General features: G+C 41.5%; 16 protein-coding genes, 1 tRNA gene and 1 pseudogene. 16 read left to right on the forward strand and 2 right to left on the reverse strand.

The window, feature by feature from the left end; all coding sequences use genetic code 11:
• Nucleotides 1-120 precede the first annotated feature (120 nt).
• The 6 genes from GJS45_RS03825 to GJS45_RS03850 all read left to right on the forward strand — a co-directional run bounded on the left by GJS45_RS03825 (nucleotide 121) and on the right by GJS45_RS03850 (nucleotide 7603).
• Complete coding sequence (locus tag GJS45_RS03825) at nucleotides 121-1218, forward strand: Mrp/NBP35 family ATP-binding protein (protein ID WP_162340142.1); 1098 nt, start codon at nucleotides 121-123, stop codon at nucleotides 1216-1218.
• 3 nt (nucleotides 1219-1221) lie between these two features.
• Nucleotides 1222-1470 carry a NifU family protein gene (locus GJS45_RS03830; protein ID WP_162340143.1) on the forward strand — a complete coding sequence of 83 codons (249 nt, stop codon included), beginning with the start codon at nucleotides 1222-1224 and terminating at the stop codon, nucleotides 1468-1470.
• A 12-nt stretch (nucleotides 1471-1482) separates the two neighbouring features.
• A complete protein-coding gene (locus GJS45_RS03835) occupies nucleotides 1483-4533 on the forward strand; it encodes a M43 family zinc metalloprotease (protein ID WP_162340144.1) in 3051 nt (1016 codons plus the stop codon).
• A gap of 146 nt (nucleotides 4534-4679) precedes the next feature.
• Nucleotides 4680-5453: a PASTA domain-containing protein gene (locus tag GJS45_RS03840; protein ID WP_162340145.1), complete on the forward strand. Its 774-nt coding sequence runs from the start codon at nucleotides 4680-4682 to the stop codon at nucleotides 5451-5453.
• Nucleotides 5453-7291 carry a T9SS type A sorting domain-containing protein gene (locus GJS45_RS03845; RefSeq protein WP_162340146.1) on the forward strand — a complete coding sequence of 613 codons (1839 nt, stop codon included), beginning with the start codon at nucleotides 5453-5455 and terminating at the stop codon, nucleotides 7289-7291. Before GJS45_RS03840 ends, GJS45_RS03845 begins: the two co-directional genes overlap by 1 nt.
• Nucleotides 7292-7294: 3 nt before the next feature.
• A complete protein-coding gene (locus tag GJS45_RS03850) occupies nucleotides 7295-7603 on the forward strand; it encodes a rhodanese-like domain-containing protein (RefSeq protein WP_162340147.1) in 309 nt (102 codons plus the stop codon).
• Nucleotides 7604-7916: 313 nt separating this feature from the next.
• Here the strand turns inward: GJS45_RS03850 and GJS45_RS03855 are convergent, their stop codons facing one another.
• The gene (locus tag GJS45_RS03855) at nucleotides 7917-9026 is read right to left on the reverse strand and encodes a site-2 protease family protein (protein ID WP_162340148.1); all 1110 of its coding nucleotides are present in this window, start codon (nucleotides 9024-9026) and stop codon (nucleotides 7917-7919) included.
• Entirely contained in the window at nucleotides 9016-9648 is a 633-nt protein-coding gene (locus GJS45_RS03860) for an HAD family hydrolase (protein ID WP_162340149.1), read from the reverse strand. Before GJS45_RS03860 ends, GJS45_RS03855 begins: the two co-directional genes overlap by 11 nt.
• Before the next feature lie 141 nt (nucleotides 9649-9789).
• Between GJS45_RS03860 and GJS45_RS03865 the strand changes: the two genes are divergently transcribed.
• The 10 genes and pseudogenes from GJS45_RS03865 (at nucleotide 9790) to GJS45_RS03905 (ending at nucleotide 24678) form a co-directional block, all read left to right on the forward strand.
• Nucleotides 9790-9863 (forward strand) — tRNA-Ile (locus GJS45_RS03865).
• 465 nt (nucleotides 9864-10328) lie between these two features.
• Complete coding sequence (locus GJS45_RS03870; protein ID WP_162340150.1) at nucleotides 10329-12650, forward strand: toll/interleukin-1 receptor domain-containing protein; 2322 nt, start codon at nucleotides 10329-10331, stop codon at nucleotides 12648-12650.
• A 290-nt stretch (nucleotides 12651-12940) separates the two neighbouring features.
• Nucleotides 12941-13048 (forward strand): annotated as a pseudogene (locus tag GJS45_RS24160) (DUF7149 domain-containing protein); the annotation flags it as partial.
• Between the two features lie 685 nt (nucleotides 13049-13733).
• Entirely contained in the window at nucleotides 13734-15572 is a 1839-nt protein-coding gene (locus GJS45_RS03875) for an McrB family protein (protein WP_202928027.1), read from the forward strand.
• Nucleotides 15562-16815 carry an McrC family protein gene (locus GJS45_RS03880; RefSeq protein ID WP_162340151.1) on the forward strand — a complete coding sequence of 418 codons (1254 nt, stop codon included), beginning with the start codon at nucleotides 15562-15564 and terminating at the stop codon, nucleotides 16813-16815. The genes GJS45_RS03875 and GJS45_RS03880 overlap by 11 nt, the downstream gene beginning before the upstream one ends.
• Before the next feature lie 860 nt (nucleotides 16816-17675).
• Entirely contained in the window at nucleotides 17676-18509 is an 834-nt protein-coding gene (locus GJS45_RS03885) for an AbiJ-NTD4 domain-containing protein (RefSeq protein WP_162340152.1), read from the forward strand.
• 169 nt (nucleotides 18510-18678) lie between these two features.
• On the forward strand, nucleotides 18679-20247 hold the full coding sequence (locus GJS45_RS03890) for a type I restriction-modification system subunit M (protein WP_162340153.1): 1569 nt from the start codon (nucleotides 18679-18681) through the stop codon (nucleotides 20245-20247).
• Nucleotides 20231-21523, forward strand: a complete 1293-nt coding sequence (locus tag GJS45_RS03895; RefSeq protein WP_162340154.1) for a restriction endonuclease subunit S — start codon at nucleotides 20231-20233, stop codon at nucleotides 21521-21523. The genes GJS45_RS03890 and GJS45_RS03895 overlap by 17 nt, the downstream gene beginning before the upstream one ends.
• Nucleotides 21524-21538: 15 nt before the next feature.
• On the forward strand, nucleotides 21539-23824 hold the full coding sequence (locus GJS45_RS03900; protein ID WP_235954579.1) for a Piwi domain-containing protein: 2286 nt from the start codon (nucleotides 21539-21541) through the stop codon (nucleotides 23822-23824).
• Nucleotides 23812-24678, forward strand: a complete 867-nt coding sequence (locus tag GJS45_RS03905) for a hypothetical protein (RefSeq protein WP_162340155.1) — start codon at nucleotides 23812-23814, stop codon at nucleotides 24676-24678. Before GJS45_RS03900 ends, GJS45_RS03905 begins: the two co-directional genes overlap by 13 nt.
• Nucleotides 24679-24683: the final 5 nt, after the last annotated feature.

Below are 24683 nucleotides of genomic sequence, written 5' to 3' on the forward strand. Positions count from 1 at the left end.
TCAGTAAAAGAAACTATTTGAAGGCCGCGAAAGTTGACTTTAACAAAGGAGGGTTAACGGGCTGATTATTTTAAAAAGTGCCAGATTAACTATAGATTGCAGGAAAATTAACGATAAGGAATGAATATTTCTAAAGAGGAAGTGTTAAAAGCCCTATCTACCGTAGAGGACCCCGATCTGAAAAAGGATTTGGTAACGCTCGGTATGATTCAGGAACTGGAAATAACAAGTGATCAAACCATCCATTTTAAGGTCGTGTTGACCACCCCGGCATGCCCTTTGAAAGAATTGATCCGGATGAATTGCGAAGAGGCGTTGAAAAAGGCCTTTGGAGATAGCGTGGAAATGGACATTGTGATGACTTCCAACGTAACCACTATCCGGGATAATGCACCGCTTTTACCCAAGGTAAAAAATATTATCGCCGTGGCTTCCGGTAAGGGGGGGGTAGGAAAAAGCACCTGCGCCTCTAACCTGGCGGTTTCCCTGGCCCGATCCGGGGCTAAGGTAGGGCTGATCGATGCCGATATTTTCGGTCCTTCTGTCCCGACCATGTTTAATGTGGAAGGGGAACAGCCCGCTGTAAAACAAGAAAACGGAAAAAACGTTATCATACCCATAGAGCAGTATGGCGTAAAATTAATGTCCATAGGGTTTTTGACTCCGGCGGAAAGTGCCGTGGTATGGAGAGGACCGATGGCGAGTTCTGCATTGAAGCAATTTATTGGGGATGTGGAATGGGGTGAATTGGATTATTTGCTGATTGATCTGCCTCCGGGAACTTCCGATATTCATCTGACAATGGTTCAGACCGTGCCGGTCACCGGGGCGGTCATCGTCACCACCCCGCAAAAAGTAGCCCTCTCAGACGCTACTAAAGCCCTTACCATGTTTCGACAGGCTCAGATCAACGTTCCTGTTTTAGGAGTTGTGGAAAATATGGCTTATTTTACACCTGCCGAACTTCCTGATAATAAGTACTATATTTTCGGTGAAGGAGGAGGAAAAAAGCTTGCGGAAAAATACGACACCCCATTTCTTGGGGAAATCCCCTTGGTACAAGGAATTAGGGAAAGTGGAGACAGCGGCTATCCGGCAGTGATGAAAGAGGGGGTGATCGCCGAAGCCTTCGGCTTGTTTGCCGAGAATGTGGCCAGGCAGGTAGCCATCCGTAATGCGGAAATGAGTAAAACAGAGGTAGTACAGGTAAAACAATAAGCCATGTTGGAACAGTATAAAGATCAGATTGAATCGGCTTTGGATACCATTCGTCCCTATTTGGAAGCGGATGGGGGAAATGTAAAGGTAATCGGGCTCACCGAAGATATGGTGCTGCAGTTGGAGTTGACAGGTGCTTGTAGTTCCTGTCCCATGTCCACGATGACCTTTAAAGCAGGCGTAGAGGAAGCCATAAAAAAAGCCATTCCGGAGATCACCAAAGTGGAAGCGGTAAATGTTGAAGTGGCCTGATTCTAACGTCTTATGGTAACAAAACATCAAGCACTGATGCGCATTGCTGTATCAGTGCTATTCTTTTTTCTGGGTTTTTCCCTTTTCCTTTCCGGGCAAGTATTGGATCCGCTGAGCCCGCCGATGGATCCAGCCCGCTGTGGAGCGGTTTTTTTAGAAAATAAGCAAGCCGATAAATTAGGGTATTTTGGTTCCCGGGAATACTTTGAAGGATGGATGGAAGACAAATCGAAGGAACGCAGGGAACTCCGTGCCGGCAGCCGGCTGATGCTCGATGAAATCAGGCAGATCCCGGTGGTTATTCATGTCATCCACCAGGGAGAACCCATAGGTCAGGGCTCCAATATCTCCGAGGAGCAGATACTGGATCAGCTACGTATCATTAATGAAGATTTTCAGCAACGCAACGCCGATTTTTCGAATACCCCCACCGAATTCATAGGTGTAGCCTCCAGTCCCAACCTGGAGTTTGTATTGGCCAAACAGCGCCCTGACGGGCTTCCGACCAACGGTATTAACCGGGTTCAGGGTCCAAAAAACGAGTATAGTTCAAGAGATGCCGCCCTGGTGGCCGATATGGTTTCCTGGTCTCCGGAGGAATACCTCAATATCTGGGTGCTTCCCTTGATTGATGCGCAATTAGGATACGCCAGTTTCCCCGTTTCGGACGAGCTTGAGGGCTTGACCAACCCTCCAACCTTCAGAGATTTGGATGGCATCGGAGTAGATACCTACCATTTTGGCAGCGTGGGGAATGTGGTTGATAACTCCCGCGGAAGAACGGCTACGCATGAATTGGGCCATTTTCTTGGATTAAGGCATATTTGGGGAGACGGGGGCTGTGAAGCGGATGATTTTGTGGAAGACACACCCCTTCAGGATGGTTTTAATCCGGTTTGCTCCAGTACACCCCGGCAGACCTGTGGTTCCCGGGATATGATCGAAAACTTTATGGATTACACCCCCGACCGGTGCATGAGTTTGTTTACCCAGGGACAGGTAGAACGGATGGATGTGGTCCTGGCCTTTAGTCCACGGAGAAATTCCTTACTTAGCAGCAGGGCGCTGCAGGAACCGGAGATGCCCGAGCTGGACTTGGCCCTGGAATCCATTCGTTCCCCGGTCGGTTTTAACTGTTCAGAAGTAGTGCCTACCCGGGTAAGAGTGCGGAATACGGGAATGACGACCATATCCGAAGTCTTACTGGAATTGTCGCTGAATGGAGAAGTACAAACGAGTCAGTCCTTTGAAGTGAACCTGGCCACCGACGAGCATACCGACCTGACCTTTGATCCCGTGATGTTTCCTGGCCTGGAAAACAGCCTGGAGCTGTCCGTTCTGGAGGTAAATGGGAATACGGATGGCAATCCATTTAATAATACCCTTCAGACCATCGCGAGCTTTGTCCGGGAAGAAAGGTTGCCCTACAATTATCCCGGCCACAACGCCGCTAACGGATGGGATATCGTAAACCCGGATAATGCCGTCACCTGGCAAGCCATAAGCAGATCGGTGGATGGGGTTCAGCAAGATCTGTTTTATGTCAACAGTTTCAATTACAATGGCAGCGGGGAGCTGGATTATTTGATAAGTCCCAGGTTTGACCTGACAGATATACCCCGGCCGCAGCTTTCCTTTAATATGGCTTACGCTCCCTATAATAATCCCGTATTGCAGGAAAACCTGTTGGTGGCCATTTCAACGGATTGCGGTAATTCCTTTGATTTGTTGACTGCTCCCTATAACAAAACAGAGGAAAGTCTGGCCACGCAACCGGTAACGCTAAGCGAGTTTATACCCAATGCTTCCAATCAGTTTCGTACGGAGGTCATTAATTTATCTCCCTATGCAGGGAATCCAGATGTACGGATCGCCTTTGTCTCCATAAATGGATTTGGTAATAACCTTTATATAAAAGATATAGAAGTACAGTCAGAGGAAGTTTTTTCCTATGATTTTGAATTGACGAGCATTGAAAACCCACTTCCAATAGTCAGCCAGGCTCCCGGAAGGGAACGCCTACAAATACGGAATCAAGGGAACCTGGATATCCAGCAATTTCGAATCCTGCGAACTACGAATCTCACTTTCCGGGACACCCTGGTAGTGGAGGAGAACTTGGCAGCGGGAAACACGACTACGACTGCCATTGGAAACGAAAACCCCCTACGTCAGGGCTTAAACCGGTTGGATTACCAATTGCGCGATCCTAATTTCGATCAGAATCAACCGCCGACGGGCGAAATCAGCTATTACCTCTTCGCAGATGATACCCGTATTCCCAGCCCTTGGAGGGCCAATTTCGACAGGGAAGCTCAGTTTGACGATTGGATCAGTATAAATCCGGAATCAAATAGCCCTGCCTGGGATTCGTATCCGGAAAGCGATGGGGAGAGTAACCTGTTGCTGCTAAGCCGAATGGAATCCGACAATTCCTACTGGTTGGCTTCACCTGAGTTCTCGCTGGAGGGAACCTCCCGGGCGAGCGTGTTTTTCGATTGGGCAGGTGTGGGGTTTGACCCGGAATCCATGGCATCCTTCTCTGTTTGGGTGAGTACCAATGGAGGGTATAGCGGAAACAGGTTATGGGAGGTATCGGGAGCGGAACTGGAAACCCTGTCCGGCCTTGCGGGTGCCTTTCCCGATTCGAAAGAGCAGTTTGAAGCAGCGTATATCAACCTGTCCTCCTATGCAGGACGAGACAGTGTCCGGCTCTATTTCAAAGTAGAGGAGGTCAGCCAAGCGGAGGCGGTGGTGTACCTGGATGATATCGAATTGTTTTTATCCGATAATCCGGAACCGGTGGACCCTGGTGCCGGTGAGGTGCTTCTTTATCCCAATCCAGCTGATGATTTGTTTAACCTGGTATTTAATCTGGAAGCATACGAAGATATCCGGATAGAAATATACAGTACGACGGGACAGGTGGCTTATGAGAAGGATTTTCCAAATACCCTCAACCAGACATATTCCTTTAGCAAAGCACTGCTGAGTTCGGGGGTCTTTGTGGTGAAAATTTCGGGAGAGCAGTGGTCAGAGACCAAAAGATTGATCCTTCGCTAATACCAAAAGGGGCTACGACGGCGTTTTATCAGAAAAATAACCGGTTTCATTCGGCATCTTCTAAAAATATAACCGTAATTTGCCGGTAGGTAGGGAGGCTCCAAGAGGCTATTCCTGAAGTACAGCGGCATTAGGTTCAACCAACTATGAGTGAATTAAAAACAGGATTAAAAAAAGTAGGCATCCACCTGCTGGCAATCATGGGGATTGCCTTTGCGCTTTTGTTTGTCTTTTTTAAAATTTATTTACCAGGGTACACCCATCATGGGGAGTCGGTGACGGTGCCCGATCTGGAGGGGTTTGATTTTGAAGAGGTTCAGTCTTACCTGGAGACCAGGGGCTTGTTACTGGAAATCACACCCGATAGTGGTTTTGTAGCGGAGGCCGATCCGTTGGAGGTTTTGAAACAAAACCCCAAACCCGGTTCGAAGGTCAAGCAGAATCGAAAGATTTACGTAACGCTGAATGCCAAAAATGCTCCCATGGTACGGATGCCAAACCTGGTAAACACACCACTCAAAAATGCACAGGAAATCCTGGCTAATTTTGGATTGGTAAGGGGTGATATTGTGTATGTTCCGGATATTGGTCTGAATGCGGTATTGGAGCAAAAATACCGGGGAAGGGAAATCAAGGAAGGTTTTGAGATTCCCAAAGGGTCGCAGATAGATTTGGTCGTAGGAGATGGATTGGGCAACCAAATTCTGGAAATGCCCAATATTATCGGAATGGATGACGTAGAGGCCGAATTTCTGATTCTCGGATCCGGACTGAGTATGGGCAACATTAATTTCGTGGAAACCGACACCGTGCCTAAAGGAACGGTCATAAAACAATTGCCACCTCCCGGTCTGGATATGAAAACCGGCGAGCGGGTTGACGTGTGGGTATCCAAATTATCCGATGAAATAAATTTTTAATGGCCGAAAGAGGAATAGTTGGTTTTTTTTGTTTCCTGCTGATTTGCTTTGCCTTTCAGAATGAAACGCAGGCTCAATTCCACCAGTTACCCCTTTCCCTCAGCCAACCTGAAACGAAACCGGCTTCTTCACAGCTAAGGGTGCAACAGGAGATGGCAAGCCTGCCGTTTTGGGATGATTTCTCCTCCGGTGAAATTTCAGCAGACAAGTGGCTGTCTAAAGGCACCCTTCATTCCTACACCATTGGGAATAATCCACCGTCCCTGGGAATGGTTTTTCTAGACGGCATGGATGCTGGCGGTAATCCGTATTCCCGAAGCCGGTTGGAAAACGGAGAGGGAGACGAATTGCAATCCCTACCCATAGACCTTTCCGGACTGAATGGGGAGGATCAAAATAGCCTATTCATTAGTTTTTTCTGGCAGGCTGGGGGAAAAGGGGAAATGCCCGATTCCCAGGATGCCCTTGTACTTTCCTTTTTAGATGGCGAGGGCAATTGGATTCCTGCCTGGACACAGGATGGAGGAGAGGAGCTTTCCACAGATGGTTTTCAGCAAGCTATTTTGCCGGTACCAGCGGCATTTCAGCATGCAAACTTCCAATTTAAGTTTACGCAGTCGGGCAGGTTATCGGGGCCATTTGACACCTGGATCCTGGATTACATCCTGTTGAATACCGGGCGGAATGAACAGGATTTGTTTACCAATGACCGCAGTCTTACCCGACTTCCCGGCAGTCCGTTTGCGCCCTATTATGCCATTCCCTATTTTGAATTTGATCCGGAAATGGTTTCGGGCACCATCCAAAATCAATTTAATAACCTGGCCAACCGGTTTCGGGCCATGGAGTACACGGTGGAGCTGCGGGATCTGGCTACCGGGAATTTAATCGCAAGGCCGGACCAAAATACCCCGGTCAACCCGGTAGCTCAAGCAGGAGAGCGAAGAGATTTTTTCAGCACCTTGCCGGAAGACCTGGAGTTGATGGCAGACAATGCGTTTGATCTTGAGATTGCCGTGCAGTTGATGGCGGGAGATGATTTTTTGGTGGCCTCTATTGAGGGACAGGATACGGTTTTTAACGAAGCGGTGGATTTTAGGGTAAACGATACCAGCAGCACCATTATTCCCTTCCAGGATTATTATGCCTATGATAACGGCCACGCAGACTATGCCGCCGGTATCAACCAAAGAGGAGGTATGCTGGCGCTGGAGTACACCACTTTGAACCCGGGCTACCTGAGCGGCATCAGCATTAATTTCACCAATCTGGCCCAAAGGGGCAATGCCATTGAATTGATGGTCTGGGATTCCTTGGAGAACGAGCCGCTGTTGCGGGAAGAGGTGCTCATTCCGGAAGATGACGGGTTGGCTTCCTTTGCCTATTTCCCTATTGATACCAATATTTTGGTGCAGGATACCTTTTACGTAGGGTTTGCCCAATATTCCAATGATTACCTTCACGTAGGCCTGGATAAGAGTGGTGATACCGGTGAAAAGGTGCATTTCAACGTGCTCGGATCCTGGCAGCAAAATGAGGAGGTCTCCGGAAACCTGATGATTCGCCCGCATCTAAGTCAGGTGCCCGTGCAGGAAATTTCCGAAGAAACGGACCCGGAAATCCACCTCTATCCCAATCCGGTAGTAGACCGATTGCGGATCAGCGGGCAGGTTACCGGAGTAGCCGTTTTTGATTTTCAGGGACGGGAGATAAAAGTACCCCAGGAAGGGGATAAAAATGGGGAAATTCTTAATTTTACGGGCGTTCAAAAAGGAATGTATTTAATTAAATTTATACAGGGTGACCATTCCTTCACCAAAAGAATAATAGTCAAATAAGCCATGGAAGATATAGAAGTAGACGAACTAAAAGCACGATTGGATAAAAACGAAAAGTTTGTTTTCATCGATGTTCGCGAAGAATATGAATTCGAAGATGATAACCTGGGAGCCTGGCTCATACCCCTGGCCCAGTTGCCAAATAAATTAGCTGAATTGGAAGCCCATAAAGAAGAGGAAATCATCATCCACTGCCGTTCTGGGGCAAGAAGTGGCAATGCCAAGCAATTTCTGGAAAGCAAAGGCTTTCCGAAGGTCAGGAATGTGTTGGGAGGGATTCTGGCATACCGGGAATTGGAGGAAGAGGACTGAACTTTCCTGAGCTCGCATTCCTGGTAAAGACTATGCTGCTACGCTGCAAATAAGGTCCAGAAACAAATCCCAACGTCAGAATCGTACCTAGAAATCCAACCGTAAACGAAATCCCCCTTTCTCAAAGGGGGATAGGGGGATTTTTTCGATGGCCTCATTATTTAATATTGCTGAATCGGAAAAGGTCCGTACTGCTCACAATGTACGGCAGCTATCTGGAATTTACGTACCTAGAAATCCGACCGTAAACGAAATCCCTCCGCCGCGGCGGAGGGAAAGAGGGGTTTTTTCAAGAATTTCAAATATATAAGCATTACTCGATCATGAAAGGTCTGGGGATAAAGCAGAGGATAAAGATCAGAATGGCAATCCATCCCAGGATTTTTCTGTTCTGGTCCAACGGTCGGCCATCCGGTACTTCGGGATGATTAATACCCAATACCCTGCCAATTAGAAAGGCAAATAACAACCATCCCGAATAGCCCTGAATACCTGGATAAAAACTGACCAGGGTGTATTGAATTGCGGCCATGCCCAAGGCGATAATCCATTGGTTGGTATTCGAAATTCCTGCTTTTCGAAAGCATATATAAAGAAATCCAATGTAGAGGGGAAGGGCAAAAATCAGGTAATTCAGGTCCTCGTAGGGGCTGATAACCCCCAAGCCGGCAAAAAACAAAAACAAGGTATAGGCCAGTAGCGACAGTTCTTTATGGTGCTTTGGCAAGATCCCAAATACGACGTGTCCACCGTCCAGTTGCCCGATGGGAAGCAGGTTTAAGGCCGTAAAGAACAGGGCAAGGTAGCCGGCAAACAGGTAGGGGTAATGAATGACCTCTGCCATTTCCGGCATTCGTTCCGGGTCGGCCAGTGTTTCCTGCATGATCCAGAAAAGCAGGTTGTAGCCCAACTGAATATCCATCACGTCTTCATCTGCATCTTTATCATAGCTAGGGTCCGCGTATTCCGGGTGAATTTCATAAATATAGGATGCCTCGGGAAGGGTGGTAAAGCCATAGACAAGAACCGCTAATGCCACTACGAAGCCTGCCAAGGGACCGGCCACCCCGATATCAAAGAATTTTTTACGGGAGCCCACCTGGCTTTTCATCTGTATCACCGCTCCAAAGGTACCGATGGAAGGCGCTCCGATAAAGCCCAGCCAGGCCGGGATAAAGAAGGGTAGGGAGGAGCGGACTTTATGGTAAATGGAGGTAAACAAATGACCCATTTCGTGTACAAATAAAATCCCCAGGAAGGGAATGGAAAATTGCATGGATAGGAGAAAATACTCCCAGGTGAGCGGTTTTTCATCAGAAAGCACGCTTCTGCCGTACAACCATTCCCCGCCCGCAAGTGTGGTGGCAATAAGGGTCAAAAATAAGAGTAGTCCGTGCTTTAGGTAGTCCCTGTTACTGTACATCCTGAAAAAAATTGATAAGTGCTTTAGGGTGATCGATATGAAAGGTTTTAAGGCCAACCTTTTCGGCACCCAAAAGGTTTTCTTTGAGGTCATCAAAAAACAGGCATTGTTCGGGTTTGGCCCCTAGTGTTTGAAGTACCGATTGGTAGATGGCCTCGCCGGGTTTTCTTAGCCCCATTTCGTGACTTAAAAACAAGTGCTCAAACAAATGGGGCCAGGTATTTTCCGGCAGTTGGTTTACAAAGGCCTGTTCGACTACCTTAAAATGGATGGCATTGGTATTACTGAGCATAAGCAGGGGGTACTTTTGCTTGAGTTTCAGCAGCAGGTCCAGCCTTTCCTGGGGGATCGCCACCAGCAGGCTGTTCCACACCTCATCGATCCAGGCATCTTCCCAATCGGCGGAGAAATATTCCCTTACCCCATTTCTAAAGGCCGCTTCATCTATTTTGCCGGTTTCCAGGTCATAGTGGATGGGAGAAACCATGAAATCCTTTACCATGGCATGCTTTTCGTTGGGCAGTTTGGCATACAACTTATCAAAAGTCCTTTGGTAGTCAATATCATAGATGACATTTCCCAGATCAAAGATTAAAAATTGGATTTCCGGATGGTTTTTCATGAAGATATATGTTGTGAAATTAAAATCAAATATGTAACATTGCAGTCCCAAAAGCAAGGTAAAATGATCAAAAAAAGCGGTATTTTAAGCTTTAAAGGCTTGGTTAGTAGTTTGCTTCGGGGATAGAAAATAAAATAGAATGGGCCTATAACTCAGTTGGTTAGAGTATCTGACTCATAATCAGAAAGTCCCTGGTTCGAGCCCAGGTGGGCCCACGATAGTCCTGATTATCAGGTAGTTACAAGAAAGTGGTGCAAAAAACGTGCAAAAACACCAAGATTCTTTTAGGGGAATTAGTCCTGTCAGGATCCACTGGCAGGACTTTTTTTATACTCACTCCCGAAAGTTAAACGGAACTTGATAAAGTCAAATCAATTTTATCTAATGCTTGCTAACCGTTCAGTCAAGTATGCGACCCATTTATTTGAGAACGGTACGATATACGGTACATTCAGGAATTGTTTGGGTACCAGCGCCGCATGACGACTGAGAATTGTATCTGTGGCAGAACGAAGTCTTTGCAACATAAAATGTCTCCTTTCTATTATCTTTAAAGAAAAAATTAGTAATATTAAACCGTGGTGGAAAGATAAATTATGAGGGATGACCAACCGATGTTGGTCAAAATTTCCTGATGTTGTCAGGTATATATACATGTTGTGCTTCATCAAACAGAATCTATGAATAGAGCTTTCCTTTCACATAGCAGTAAACAAAAAGAACTTATCAGAAAAATAGCAGCTAATCTTGGTAAGGCCAATTGTGTTTTCGATGAATATGAATTTGAGTCGGGTATGCCAATTCTAGATGAGATCTTAGCGGGCATGGAGAACACAGAGTTATTTGTAATTTTTATTTCCGATGACTCTCTGACCTCAGAGTGGGTCCAAAAAGAAATAACTCAAGCCCAAAGAAACTTAGAAGAAGAGAATAACAAAAGGATGCTTCCCATCCTTATTGACAAATCAATTGATGTAGTCAAAGATTCAAGAATCCCAGAATGGCTTAAATCATATCTTCTCAAACCTTATCAAGATCACTTCATCATCACAAAAAAAATTAATCAACGATTAAGGGAAATAAGCTTCGAACAAAACCCTCATTTCAAAGCAAAAGAGAGCTTGTTCGTTGGAAGAAATATTCTTTTTGAAGACTTCGAATCAAAGATCTATTCCTTAAAAGAAGAAAAACCAAGCTCAATTATTGTTTCTGGACTAGAAGGAATTGGACGACGGACCTTTTTAAAAAATGCTTTGAAGAGAACAAATAAGATTAAGGAATTTTATAATCCAATATTTTTAAGCCTAGATACAAAGGATAGTATAGAAGATTTCATTATTAAACTTCAAGATTTTGATGATGAAACATCCAGCGAATTTCTATCAGAGCTTCAAAAATTATCATTGACTGAGAAAATTCAACAGGCTAAAGAGCTACTAGACAAGGTTCAGGATTCGAACGAAATTATTTTCGTTATTGATGCTGGTTGTATTGTGCGACCGACTAGTGAGGTTGCTGAATGGTACTTGAAATTAATAAAAAATCAAAAACACAAAGAAATTTTTACTTTAAATATCATTTCTAGGTTTAGACCTTCGAATGGCTTGTTACGTTCAAGAAATGATATTATTCACTTTCATGTTACGACTCTTTCCGAAAAGGATACGGAAAAGCTGTTCGTTAAGTATTGTGAAATGTTAAGGCTGGATTTGAGCAATATTGATGCTAAATCCATTCTCACAGTTATGAATGGCACTCCCTCTCAAGTACAATATTCTGTCGAATATATTAGTGAATACGGTGTTAAAGAAGCTATTAAAAACATTAGCGAACTAATAGATTTTGGTGAAACACAAGTTTACTATTTAATTGAGCTCGTAAAATCAAAAGGCCAACATGCTAGTTCACTACTGGCTTTGTTAGCTAGTTTCGAATTTGTTAGTTACGACTTTGTTTACTCCATAACTGGGAATTCTAATGAAATTGAAGAGCTACTAAGTTATTTCTTTATAATTGGGATATTCGATCTTGTTGGTGCTAACAAGGAATACATAAAAGTACATTATTCTATTAGGGACTATTTGAGACGATCAAAACAAAAAATAAGTGCCTCACATGCTCAAAAATTACGTCAAAGCATTAAAAATTTCATTGCTGAGGAAAGTGAACACTCAGATTTCAAAGACATTTCAGAACTACTTTTCAATATAAAAGGTGCAATACTTGCTGGTCACAAGCTTCCAGAGAAATACTACATACCTTCTTTCGTACTTAAAACAATAGTTGAACTATACTATCAAGGAAAGTACAGAAATGTGATTTCCCTTATTGATAAGGTACTTGAAAACCCGGGCAGACTTGATACCAGCTTGGAAAGGGAATTTAGATACTGGCTTTGCCTGACTCTAGCTAGAAATAAGTCTTCAAGATTCGAAGTAGAAGTTGATTATTTGGATGGAGCCGATTATGATTTCCTTTATGGGTTTTATCTCCGGTTTAAGGGGAAATTAGAAGCAGCGATGACTTTCCTACAAAGATCCCTTGAAAAAAACCCAAACTCTCAAAAAGCAAAAAGAGAATTAGTAAACATTTTATTACTTAATAAAGATTATAAAAAAGCGATTGCACTAGCAAAGGAAAACTATGAACAACAAAAACTAAACGCCTTTCATATACAAGCTTATTTTATTTGTCTTATTCGAAAACCATATCTGTCAAAGGATGATAAATTGGTAATTGATCAATTGTTTAAAAGTATTGAGAAAAGCTATGACTCAAAGTCGAAAGAAATAGCCTCAGTAATGGAAGGTGAGTATGAATATTATGTAAAAAAAGACACTACTAAGGCAATTAGCATACTCCGAGAGTGTATTAAAAATAACAGTAGCAAGCATTACCCACAAAAAGCCCTGGAGGAACTTTATAATGCTACTGGGATGATTGCAGCAAAAAATGACATATCAGACAAATTTGCTAAAGTGGAACAATCATTTTTGGAGTAAGAAAGACGAAGCACATTGTATAAATATAATGCGCGATGAACGGCTAAAAATGAGCCTTTTGCGACTAAGAGACTTGCGATGAGTAGACAGTGAATCGCTCCGAATTCCGCACTACGCTCATACTTGACCACTGTTCTTCAAGATAAAAATATCATCGCTCATCCAAAACCATTCGTTTCTTCATCAAATCCTACATCTAAAAATCAGAGGACAAAATTTCATTCAAACCTAGGCCCCATACTGAACAAAATTCAGTAAATTGACCAAAAAGAAGGTAATAGTTAGCGTAAATGAAAGTAAACAGCTTGAAACCCAGGAAGGCATTAAACAAAGCCTTTTTAAAAGTAAAACCGAACAGGACTGAAATTGAAGGTTTCAAGACCAACCTGATCCAGTTGGCGTCATTGTCGAAGCCAAGAAGCCCACGAATAAATCTGATAGGGTGACTTCCTGGTAAGCCAGAAAAACAACTGGATAAATCAGCATTCTAGTGTTGGTAGTACCAGACAGTACACTTACTAGCAACAACAAATGCATTAAAAACGAACTAATGAAACAACTGGAAAAATCTTTGATGAAGCTGATGAATTAAAATGAAAACTTTTCAACTAGAAATCACCCCTCAAAAAACCTCGGGACATTTTCTACGCCGCTGATGACGGGGATGATAGATGTGGAAGAATAGGACCCAACTGATTTTGAGGAAGGAGATGAAGAGGGAATGATGATGGGTGAGCTTGAAATGAAATATAAATCCAAGACCAAGTAATTATGCTGAGTTATCAGGAGTACGAAAAGGCTGTCTATGATTCTTTGATGGAGAAAAGAAAGTCAGATAATCGATACAATTTTTCAGTAAGACAAAAAGCTTCAAATGGGGCTGAAAAAGATTACTTCATAGGAACCGAGAAAGGCAAATATTTTGGAACCACCTTTTGGAAAATCAACGTAGGATTTCCTGGTTCTGCGGGCGACTTGATTAATATTTTTTTTTGGTACACGCCTGATTCAAAACTGGGATATTATTTTGAATGTAACCAAACCAAAAATCCAGATAATGATCAGAATAAATGGGCTTTGGAATTGATAAAAAAACTGGAACCGATCCTTGAAGAAAAGATCGGTTTAGCTAAAAAAAGCAAGCCTAGTCAAAAAATACTCAACTATAAAACGAAGGGTAGACAGGCCTCCTATACTTCATTAGGGGATATGATGGAAGATGTTTTTAAAGACGGTGAAGTCATCATTCCCCTGGTAAATCAAGAAATAGATAAGATCAAAACTAAGCACCCTCAATTTGTAGCACACCAGTTTACAGATGAAGAATTTGATCAAATGCAGGAAAAATTAAAGAACCGCATGGATAAGGATTCTTCAACTGATCAAGAAAAAGTTTCTGATGAAGAAGTTCATGTACAAAGTGAGGAACTTTTACGCTTCCCTCTCAATCAAATTCTTTTTGGCCCTCCGGGTACTGGCAAAACCTACCATACCGTCAATGAGGCACTCCAAATAATCGGTATAGATATTTCCGGATTGATTCGTGCCGAAATCAAGGAAGAATTTGACAAGAAGATAAAGGAGGGACAAATTGTCTTTACTACTTTTCACCAAAGCATGAGTTATGAGGAATTTATTGAAGGAATTAAGCCTGGTCTTGAGCCTGAAAAGGATGGTGAGGAAGTTATTTACAAAATCGAGCCGGGTTTATTCAAAAAATTAAGTATTGAAGCATCCTTTGACATTGCCAAGTTCAGAAAGTCAAAAGGAACAGCTGAAGTGTTGGATTTTTCAAACCTCCATGATATGTTCATCGAGGAAGTGCAAGAAAGGCTAATCAATGAGGAAGAAGTAGAATTGAAAACTAAATCGGGGGGTACTGTATTGATTGATAGCATCTCTCAGCAAGGCAATATTATCATCAAACATCACAATGGCACCAGAACCTACACAGTTTCCAAAGGGAGGTTGACCAAGCTACAAGCCGCCATTGATAGTTTAGATAGCGTTAGTAATATCAACGATGAATTTAGAGAGGTAATTGGCGGCAGTAATTCATCCGCCTATTGGTCTGTTTTGAATGCCATAAAACAGATGACCAAGAGGGCGAATGGCAAAGTTGAAGAGAAAACGTACACCTACAACGACAAAGTTGAAGTGGTTAAAAAGATGATCAAAGAAGACTTCTATACTGCTAAAGGGAAAAACTACGTCCTTATCATTGACGAAATCAATCGGGGAAATGTATCTCAAATTTTCGGGGAGTTGATCACCCTGATTGAAGAAGACAAACGTCTCGGCAAAAATGAAGCGTTGGAAGTAAGCTTGCCGTACAGCAAAGAGAAATTTGGTGTACCTCCCAATCTCTACATCATCGGCACGATGAACACGGCTGATCGAAGCGTAGAGGCATTGGATACTGCGCTAAGGCGAAGATTTAGCTTTACAGAAATGCCTCCCCGATACGATTTAACCGGCCTTGATTATGGATTTGCCGGAGTTAAGGGCTCTGAAATTTTAATGAAGATCAACAAGCGTATTGAAAAGCTTTTGGATAGGGACCATCTGCTCGGGCACTCGTATTTCTTACTTAATGAACAAGAAAAACAGCAACCTGAAGCCAAGCTATTAGACTCATTCTACCGCAACATTATTCCCCTGCTGCAGGAATATTTCTTTGGTGATTATGCCAAAATCGGTGCAATATTGGGCAGTGGATTTGTCTACGCAGAGAATGAAAGTGATCAGGCAGAATTCGCCACTGGATATGAAAATGAGGATTTCGCTGAGAAAGACATTTACCAGATCATAGATTACAGGCCCAATCAACCGGTCAGCAGGTACATTCAACCTGGAATGACCTTTGAAAAGGCCATTCGCTTATTGATGAACCAGCAGGTGGAACAAGAAATTGAAAGCTAAGAGAGAACATATCCGTGTTTTTGAACACCAGACCATCGTACTCAATCAGCGGTTTGAGGACGGGGTGATTTTTGATGAAACCAAACTAGAAGCTTTTGTGCGCTTTTTCGGGAAGGGCGTTGCCTATTATAGCTTGATTCGAAACGGAATACAATTCAATGAATACGTAGGAGCCATTCAGGTAGGTAATACCCTTATCAGTGTGCTGCCCAAAGCGGACAAGAGACTGAAAGAGGATGAGTCGGAAAAGAAAAAATGGAATCAGGTCATGATTGATATGCTACGGGCCGTACATGGTTTTGATGTAAAAGCCTCTAGTTCATCGCATTTGAAAATCAAAAACAATTCCGTACTGGATTTGTACTTTGAACTATTGGTGTTAGAAGTCGAATACCTATTGCATCGGGGTCTGGTCAAAAAATACCGCAAGACCGAGGGTAATTTAAATGCCCTCAAAGGAAGCTTGCAATTCAGCCAGCAAGTAAGTAAAAACCTGGTACACAAGGAGCGATTTTTTACAAAGCACAGCACCTATGATACTGAACATGTCCTCCATGTTATTCTCTATCAAACCATACAGGTACTCAATAGGATCAATACCAACTCGGCATTAGCCGGCAGAATCAATGCCTTATTGCTGAATTTTCCGGAAATGCCCCATCAGAAAATAACCGAATCGATTTTTGATAAACTGGTTTTTAACCGCAAATCAATGGGCTATATGAAAGCCATTGAAATTGCCCGCTTAATTTTACTCCACTATCACCCTGATTTGAGCAAGGGAAGAGATGATGTACTGGCCTTGATGTTTGATATGAATTCACTTTGGGAGCAGTTTGTATTAGTAAGTTTGAGGAAAAACAAGCAATTTAACGTTAGAGGTCAGCATTCGAGGTATTTCTGGAAACCGGAAGGAGGACAAAGAAGAAGCATAAGACCCGATATTATCGTTTCAACTAAAGACGGAAACTACGTGCTGGATACGAAATGGAAGTTGGTAGCCGACAAGCCATCTATGGAAGACATAAGGCAAATGTATGCCTATCATCATTACTTTGACGCGAACAAAGTTGCCCTTTTGTATCCCGGTGATGCGCCTTACGTCACCGGAAAGTTTGTTGATATCAAGGGTCAAAACCAATTGACTGACTTAGAGTGTGGGTTATTGTTTACGCAATACAGTGATTCTGTAAAGAACTGGCAGAAAAGAATCTGCAAAGAGATAAAGTACTGGATCAATTAAATGAACGAATAAATGAGCTATGAGTAATCAGAAGATGGATTGGTAGATGCCTCCGGGAAAGGTTGATAGCTTAAGTCAGCGGCTTAGCCATTCCCAAAAGTCTACAGAGGAAGGAGATTAAATTTTTCCTTTTTCAACCGGCTATATTTTAAAATTTATTGCTAAAAGCCGGATGTACTATATAACAGCCCCGCCTTCATTTTGCTAGGGGAAATGCCCCCCAGGGTAATTTCATTCTCAAAATCAGGAACCCCGCTCACAGAAACTAAAAATTTCAATGGGGCTCATATCCACTTTCGGAGGAGTAGAAAATTAATGGTTCATACCCTAGGGAAGGTCGCAGGTAGTGGAGGCCATTGTTTATTTTTCAAGTATACATGCGGATTTCATCACTTCAATCTTAAACCTCCCAATATTCTACACGGATTCCGGTTCAAAAATCAGGTAATCAAAATGGGACAGCTGGTGGCTTGCTTCTTCTTGGACTTTTTCACTGGTCTTGCCGGAATAATTTAACGAGACTATTTTTGTGCGCTGGATTGCCTCCAACTAGGTGGCCAAAATTTCAGCCCACCTTAAACCGCTGCGCTATTTTCAGCGCACGATCTTGACCGAACCAGAATCCCGCACCAGCGACCCCCGCATATACTTTTGGCACTCAAGGCAAAAAAGTAAAAAACAAATCAAACCCTTCTCCTCGTTCTGAATAGAAATAAGGGGCAATCCCTTGACTCCTTGCCCGAAATCCTTAATTTGTGTTCCAATATCAATGAATTACTGAACATATTCCTCAAACAACATTGCGTCTGGAACATTGAGAAACAAAGTTGTAACGCCTCGTTTTAATAGAACAGCTAATAATGAGATTTTCCTCAAGAAATAACTACTCACCAAAAGAAGTTCCAATCACGACAAGGGAAGAAGCACCGCCCGAACTACAAGAGTTTATCATTCAGACAGCGTATGACTTTAACTTTGGTCCAGCGGGACTAAGAAAAATTGTATGCAGGTTGCTCCGAAAGTCTCCTAACCGGAATAATTGGACCGAATTTCCAAATATTGATGGTGAAGTCCATGACTTATTGGGCCAATGCGAATGGTTTTACGTCTATGATTTAATTGAAGAGCTATATGAATGCATTGGGAAACTGTTAAAACATCCATCACAAAAGTCTGATGAACAGTTCGCAGAAGAGATAAATCAATTCTTTAGAACTAACGGTATTGGATGGCAATTGAGAGATGGTAAAATAGAGTATAGAGGCGATGACGATTTTGAGGCCCTTCGAGAGAATGCAGTAAAAGCGCTAGAAAATGCAAATAAAGAAACTTCCAAATATGAAATTAAGGAAGCAATAAACGACCTTTCAAAAAAACCTAACCCAGACATAACAGGCTCAATCCAACATTCTCTGGCCGCCTTGGAATGTGTCATTCGAGAGGTTACTGGAGATACAAAATCAACGTTAGGGAAATTAATTAACGATTATCCCGATATTGTACCGAAACCAATTGATACCGTTATCGCCAAATTATGGGGATATACTTCAAACGTGGGTAGACACATTGAGGAAGAAAACCCGCCCGATTATGATGAAGCTGAATTGGCAGTCGGCGCTTCGTCAATCATAATCTCTTACTTAGCAAAAAAGAATTTTCAGGACAAAAAAGAGAATAGCGACTTGGGATGGTGATTTTAATTGCGGGTTAAAAATGATTTATGCAATTGACCAACCAGTATTTTGTATAATTTTTCTTGTTCACAGCCATCAGCTGACACTTCGCTAGCAAAAAAGCTTTTTTTTGCCCATACTTTACTAAAATGTTGGTAGTTTAGAATTGAATTAATAGGACCGAAAATAAATGTCTAAAAACGCAAACAATAAAAAGTCGAAATCAATTGAAGAAACCCTATGGGAATCAGCGAATAAACTGAGGGGTTCTGTAGAATCCTCGGAATATAAACATGTAGTCCTCGGGCTGATCTTCCTAAAGTTTGCCAGCGACAAGTTTGAAGAACGCAGAAAAGAGCTCATTGATGAAGGGAAAGAAAAGTACCTGGAAATGAAAGAGTTCTACAATATGAAGAACGTTTTCTTTCTGCCAGAAGAATCCCGTTGGTCGTTCATTATAGAAAATGCCAAACAAAGCGATATAGCCCTGAAAATTGACACGGCGCTGCATACGGTGGAGAAAAACAATCCTGCATTGAAAGGTGCTCTGCCGGATAATTACTTTTCCCGGCTTAATCTCGATTCCAGTAAACTGGCCGCCCTACTCGATACCATTAACAATATCGATACCATCAAAGATAAACAAACCGATATTGTCGGTAGAGTGTATGAATACTTCCTCAGCAAGTTTGCCCTGGCGGAGGGCAAAGGCAAAGGTGAATTCTACACCCCCAAAAGCATTGTTAACCTGATTGCCGAAATGATCGAACCCTACAAAGGGGTGATCTATGATCCGGCCTGTGGTTCCGGTGGTATGTTTGTGCAATCGATCAAATTCATTGAAAGCCACCACGGCAACAAAAAAGAAGTTTCCATTTACGGCCAGGAATATACGGCTACCACCTACAAGCTGGCCAAAATGAACCTGGCCATACGAGGAATTTCCGCCAATCTCGGTGATATCCCGGCTAATACCTTTTCCCGGGACCAACATCCAGATTTAAAAGCCGATTTTATTATGGCCAATCCCCCTTTTAACCAGAAGGACTGGCGGGCAGCAGATGAGCTGACGGATGATCCCCGCTGGAATGGCTATGAAGTACCACCCAAGAGCAACGCCAACTACGCCTGGATACTCAACATGGTGTCAAAACTTTCTGAAAATGGTGTCGCCGGGTTTATCCTGGCCAATGGCGCATTATCAGGTAGTGGCGAAGAATACAAAATTCGGAAAAAACTGATTGAAAACGATCTGGTGGAGGCGATTGTAATCTTACCTAGAAGCATGTTTTATACCACTGATATAAGTGTAACAATTTGGATCCTAAACAAGAACAAAAAGCAGCGCACACTGAAACTGCCGGACACAACCAGAAAATATAGAGACCGACAGTATGAAATATTGTTCCTCGATTTGAGGGAAATCGGCGTGCCCTTTGAGAAAAAATTTACGGCTTTTAGTGAAGCCCAGATCAAAAGCATAGCCACAACCTACCACAGTTGGCAACAGGAGGAGAGCGGATATGAAGACCAACCGGAATACTGTTATTCAGCCACATTAGAGGAACTAAGGACCAAAGATTATTCCCTGGTGCCAAGCAAATACATTGAATTTGTAAACCGGGACGAGTACCTGGACTTTGATAAAAAAATGGCAGCGCTTCAAGGAGAGTTCTCCGAGTTACTGAAACAAGAAGAACAATCCAAAAAGGAATTGTTGAAAGTATTTAAAGAGTTGGGCTATGCGATCGAATTATAAAAAGCTGGGAGCATTTATTCGACCTGTTAATGTCCGCAACACGGATTTGAAAGTTGAGAAACTGCTTGGTGTGAGTATTCAAAAAGTATTGATGCCATCTATTGCAAATACAGTTGGAACCAATATGAATACGTACAGAATTATTGAGAAGAATCAGTTTGCATATGGACCGGTGACATCAAGAAATGGCGATAAAATATCTATTGCTTTATATGCAGATCATGAGAAAGCCATCATTTCCCAGGCCTACACAGTATTTGAAGTCAAAGATGAGAATAGGCTAGATCCGGAATATCTAATGATGTGGTTTAGAAGACCAGAGTTTGACCGATATGCTAGGTATCATTCACACGGTTCAGCCAGAGAAACATTTGATTGGGAAGACCTGTGCGATGTTGAACTCCCCGTCCCCTCAATTGAAAAGCAGCGCGAAATGGTTGCCGAGTACAACACGGTGGTGAACCGAATCAGACTCAACGAACAGCTTAACCAAAAACTGGAAGAAACGGCTCAGACCATTTATCGACGGTGGTTTGTGGAATTCGAGTTTCCCATCTCCAAGGAACAGGCTGCTGGAATGGGTCAACTAGAGTTGGAGGGCAAACCTTATAAATCTTCCGGTGGTAAAATGGTGTGGAATGAAGAGTTGGGGAAGGAAGTGCCGGAGGAATGGAGAGTTTCTAAATTAGAAAGCTATCTTGACTGCAATGTGTCGAATTACAGTACGGATTATGATTTTGATGAATTACTGTATTTGGACACAAGTAATATTACAAATAACAAATTTGACGAAATAAAACTATTAAAAGTTGGTTCAGATACCATCCCAAGTCGTGCAAAAAGATTGGTAACACATAATGATATTTTGTATTCAACAGTACGTCCAAATTTGAAACACTTTGGTTTAATAAAATACCCACCTGAAAACATGGTTGTTTCAACAGGGTTTGCAGTCCTTAATAATAAGGCAAATATATATTGTTCAGAAATTCTTTATCAAATATTAATCGAGGAGGAAGTGATTAACACCTTACAATCCAAGGCGGAAATGAGTGTTTCAACATATCCTTCAATCAAACCAGAAGACTTATTAGAAATAGTAGTTGCCCTCCCGAAAGAAGATGCTGAGTGTTTGCACATAATAAAGTCACACTTATCGGCTACCTATGAACTGATATACTACGATAATTTGGAAATTGATAAGCTAAATCAAATGAAGGCGATAATGCTATCTAAAATGACCAAAGTTGAACCGGAAAAACAACTGGTTGAGTAAACAGAAATTAAGGATATGAATATGAATCTGAATTATTTCCCCATTCATTTTGATTTTTCGAATTACCAGATAATTACTAAACCCTATTCTGACGATCTACTTGAAAAATTGAGACTAAAATATAATAACTGGTATTCTTTTTTTAGATACGATGATTTGATTGTTGTTTCCAATAAAGATGATGATGACAATCAATTAACTGGTGAGGTTGAACAACGGTCTGTATTTGAAGATAACAGGGTTACTTCATCTTTGGTAAAGCATATATTCTTCAGGACATTTAAAGGTTTTGTTCCAGTAGACTTCTACCCATTCCGTTTTTATTCTCGCCAAGAAAAAGATGATTTGATCTTAAGCTTTCTTCCTGAATCACTTAAGCATAAAATATCCTTTAAAAAGCTTATTGAAGTTCAATTAAGAGAGACAAATATTAATGGAACAAAAGGCTTTGCGTTTGTAGTGAATATTCGTAGGAATTGGGTTTTTAATATTTCTTGCAAAGAACTTGCTAAAGAGGGATTTGATCTAACAGACTTTGAAGTATTACATGCTGAAGTACTTCCTGGATTAGACAATATTCTCGCTCCTAATGAAGAGTTTGTCGGTACTCTTCATGCAATTAAAGGCGACACTGCTCTAGTTTATACAAATGAAGGAGAGAAAAATTATCCTCTAGATAAATTGTTTATTCGTAAAACGAGAAAAAACATCCAAGAATATTTAAACTTCGCCATCGGTCAACAAAAATCTGAACTGATACTGTCAGCTGTGAGAAAGGAGCAAATTAGTAGACAAAATCCTGAACATCTACTCAAAGAAATAACACGTATAGCAAAGTATTTATTTTCCGAACAAGGCGAACCTATCCTTTTTCAGAACAAAGATGGATTTTGCTTTAAGGTAGATACCACGCCTTTAAAGGTACAAAATAGCACCAGTTTAGAAACCCCAACATTTATATACGATCAAGCCCGAACCAAAACAAATAATTACAATGCAGACAAGGGGTTAAGTTACTACGGCCCCTATGATAGCGTAACTTTTGACATTAAAAAGCCGGATGTTTTAGCTATCTGTCATAAAGCAAACAGAGGGTCCTTTACTAAATTTCTACATGATCTAAAAGACGGGCTACCAAATTCAAATTATTTCAAAAAAGGGCTATTAAGGAAATATGAATTGCAAGACGTGGATTACAATATTCAGGAATTGTCAGGCTATTCTTTAGATGAATATTTGAAAATTATCCGAACAGAATTTAGCGACAGGCCTAACCTTGCAATTATTGAAATACCAGAACAATTTAAAAAATTACCTGATTCAGAAAACCCCTATTATAAAATTAAGGCAAAACTATTGTCTTTGGAGATTCCGGTTCAGTTCATAAGGAGCTCCAATATCAAAAAATATGATCAAAACCTATTAAATTCAGTTGCCCTTCAAATCTATGCAAAACTTGGGGGAACACCGTGGGTATTACCTGCACAAGGCTCAGTAGATCGAGAAATTGTTATTGGGATTGGTCACAGCTGGTTAAGAAGTAACCAATTCAGGGGAGCTGAAAGTGATCGTGTGGTAGGTATCACTACATTTATGTCTGGAGATGGCCAGTACTTATTGGGTGATAAGGTAAAAGATGTACCTTATGAAAGATATTTTGAGGAATTACTTATAAGTCTCAAAGATTCAATCAAACGATTATCCGAAGAGTATGCATGGCAAGAGGGAGATACTGTCAGGCTTATATTTCATATTTTTAAACCTATTAGGAATGTAGAGTTTGAGGTTGTCAGTAAATTGGTTCAGGAAATCTCTCAATTCAAAATCAAATTTGCTTTCGTTACAATTAGCAAAGGACATCCAAGCATTATATTCGATGCCAGCCAGCAAGGTATTTCAAAATATGGCTCGAATACAGTAATAGGAAAATATATTCCTCTAAGAGGTAGCAATATCTTTATTGACGAAGAAACCAGTTTGGTACAGATGCTCGGGGCAAAAGAGCTTAAAACTTCTAAACATGGTATGAGTACACCAATTCAAATCAGAATTAGAAAACCACAAGGTAACTATGAAAATCCTGAATTAAAAGGAATGTTATTTCACGATCTAAATTATATCACCCAACAGATTTATTCATTCACATACCTGTCCTGGAGAAGCTTTTTACCAAGAGAAGATCCAGCCACTATGCTTTATTCTAATCTAATTTCGCATTTACTTGGGAAAATGAGAAATGTACCGGAATGGGATGCAGATAAACTGAACTATAGCCTAAAGAGAAAAAAATGGTTTTTATAGAAGAAAAGCATAGGTATTTAAGCAGTTTGTCAGACCAGCCTAAACAACAAGCTCTGTTTACATTGGTTGCTGAGGAAATATTTCAACCTCCGCAAGATAATGTGTCGGAGACAGATAATATCTACTTTTCGTCAATACAGGCAATAAAAAAGAATTCCAAAGAAGGATTCGATACTCAATACATTAAAATTTCAAAACGCAAAGTCTCGGAAAACTCAACAGCGCCTTTTGTTCATGATGACTTTTTGATATTCACCTTGATCATTGGAGTTCTCAAATTTGAATTAGGAAAAGAGTGGCTATTGGGGGTCATAAAAAATCGAGCAAAAAATGCAACAACTACGACTTTTGAAAACCTGCTTACTGGGAATTATCAGAGCAAGGCAAACATTCAATCATTGGTATTGGTGTTTTTGTTTTTATTGGACAAATCCAAGATAAATAATAATCAGCTTATTGAAGCTTACAATACAATTAGTGATACGCATCAATCATTCAACGGTGATTTTATTCGCATTATTCATTACAGAGCTGTCGATATAATTGTTCAATTTAAATTGCCAAGAGATTTAGATAAAATTTCTCAGCTATTGGATTTTGAAATTATTTTTAAAAAGCGAATTAAAATCTTTAGCTATTTCGTCTATAATATTCTTTTGTTGGCGCTCTTATTTGCAAGTTATCAAATAGTACACTCACTATCGGAGGAACTAAAATTAAAAATTAACGAGGTAGCTATAATCACTGGGATTGCTGGAGTAGGGCTTTTTGGAAACCTCATTCCAAAGTTTAGAGTAAAATTTCAAGAATTAGTGTTACGATCGTTTGGTTACCCGAAGGAACTGAATAAATAGAAACT

The sequence above is a fragment of the Cyclobacterium salsum genome (assembly GCF_010119245.1).
Classification (GTDB): domain Bacteria; phylum Bacteroidota; class Bacteroidia; order Cytophagales; family Cyclobacteriaceae; genus Cyclobacterium; species Cyclobacterium salsum.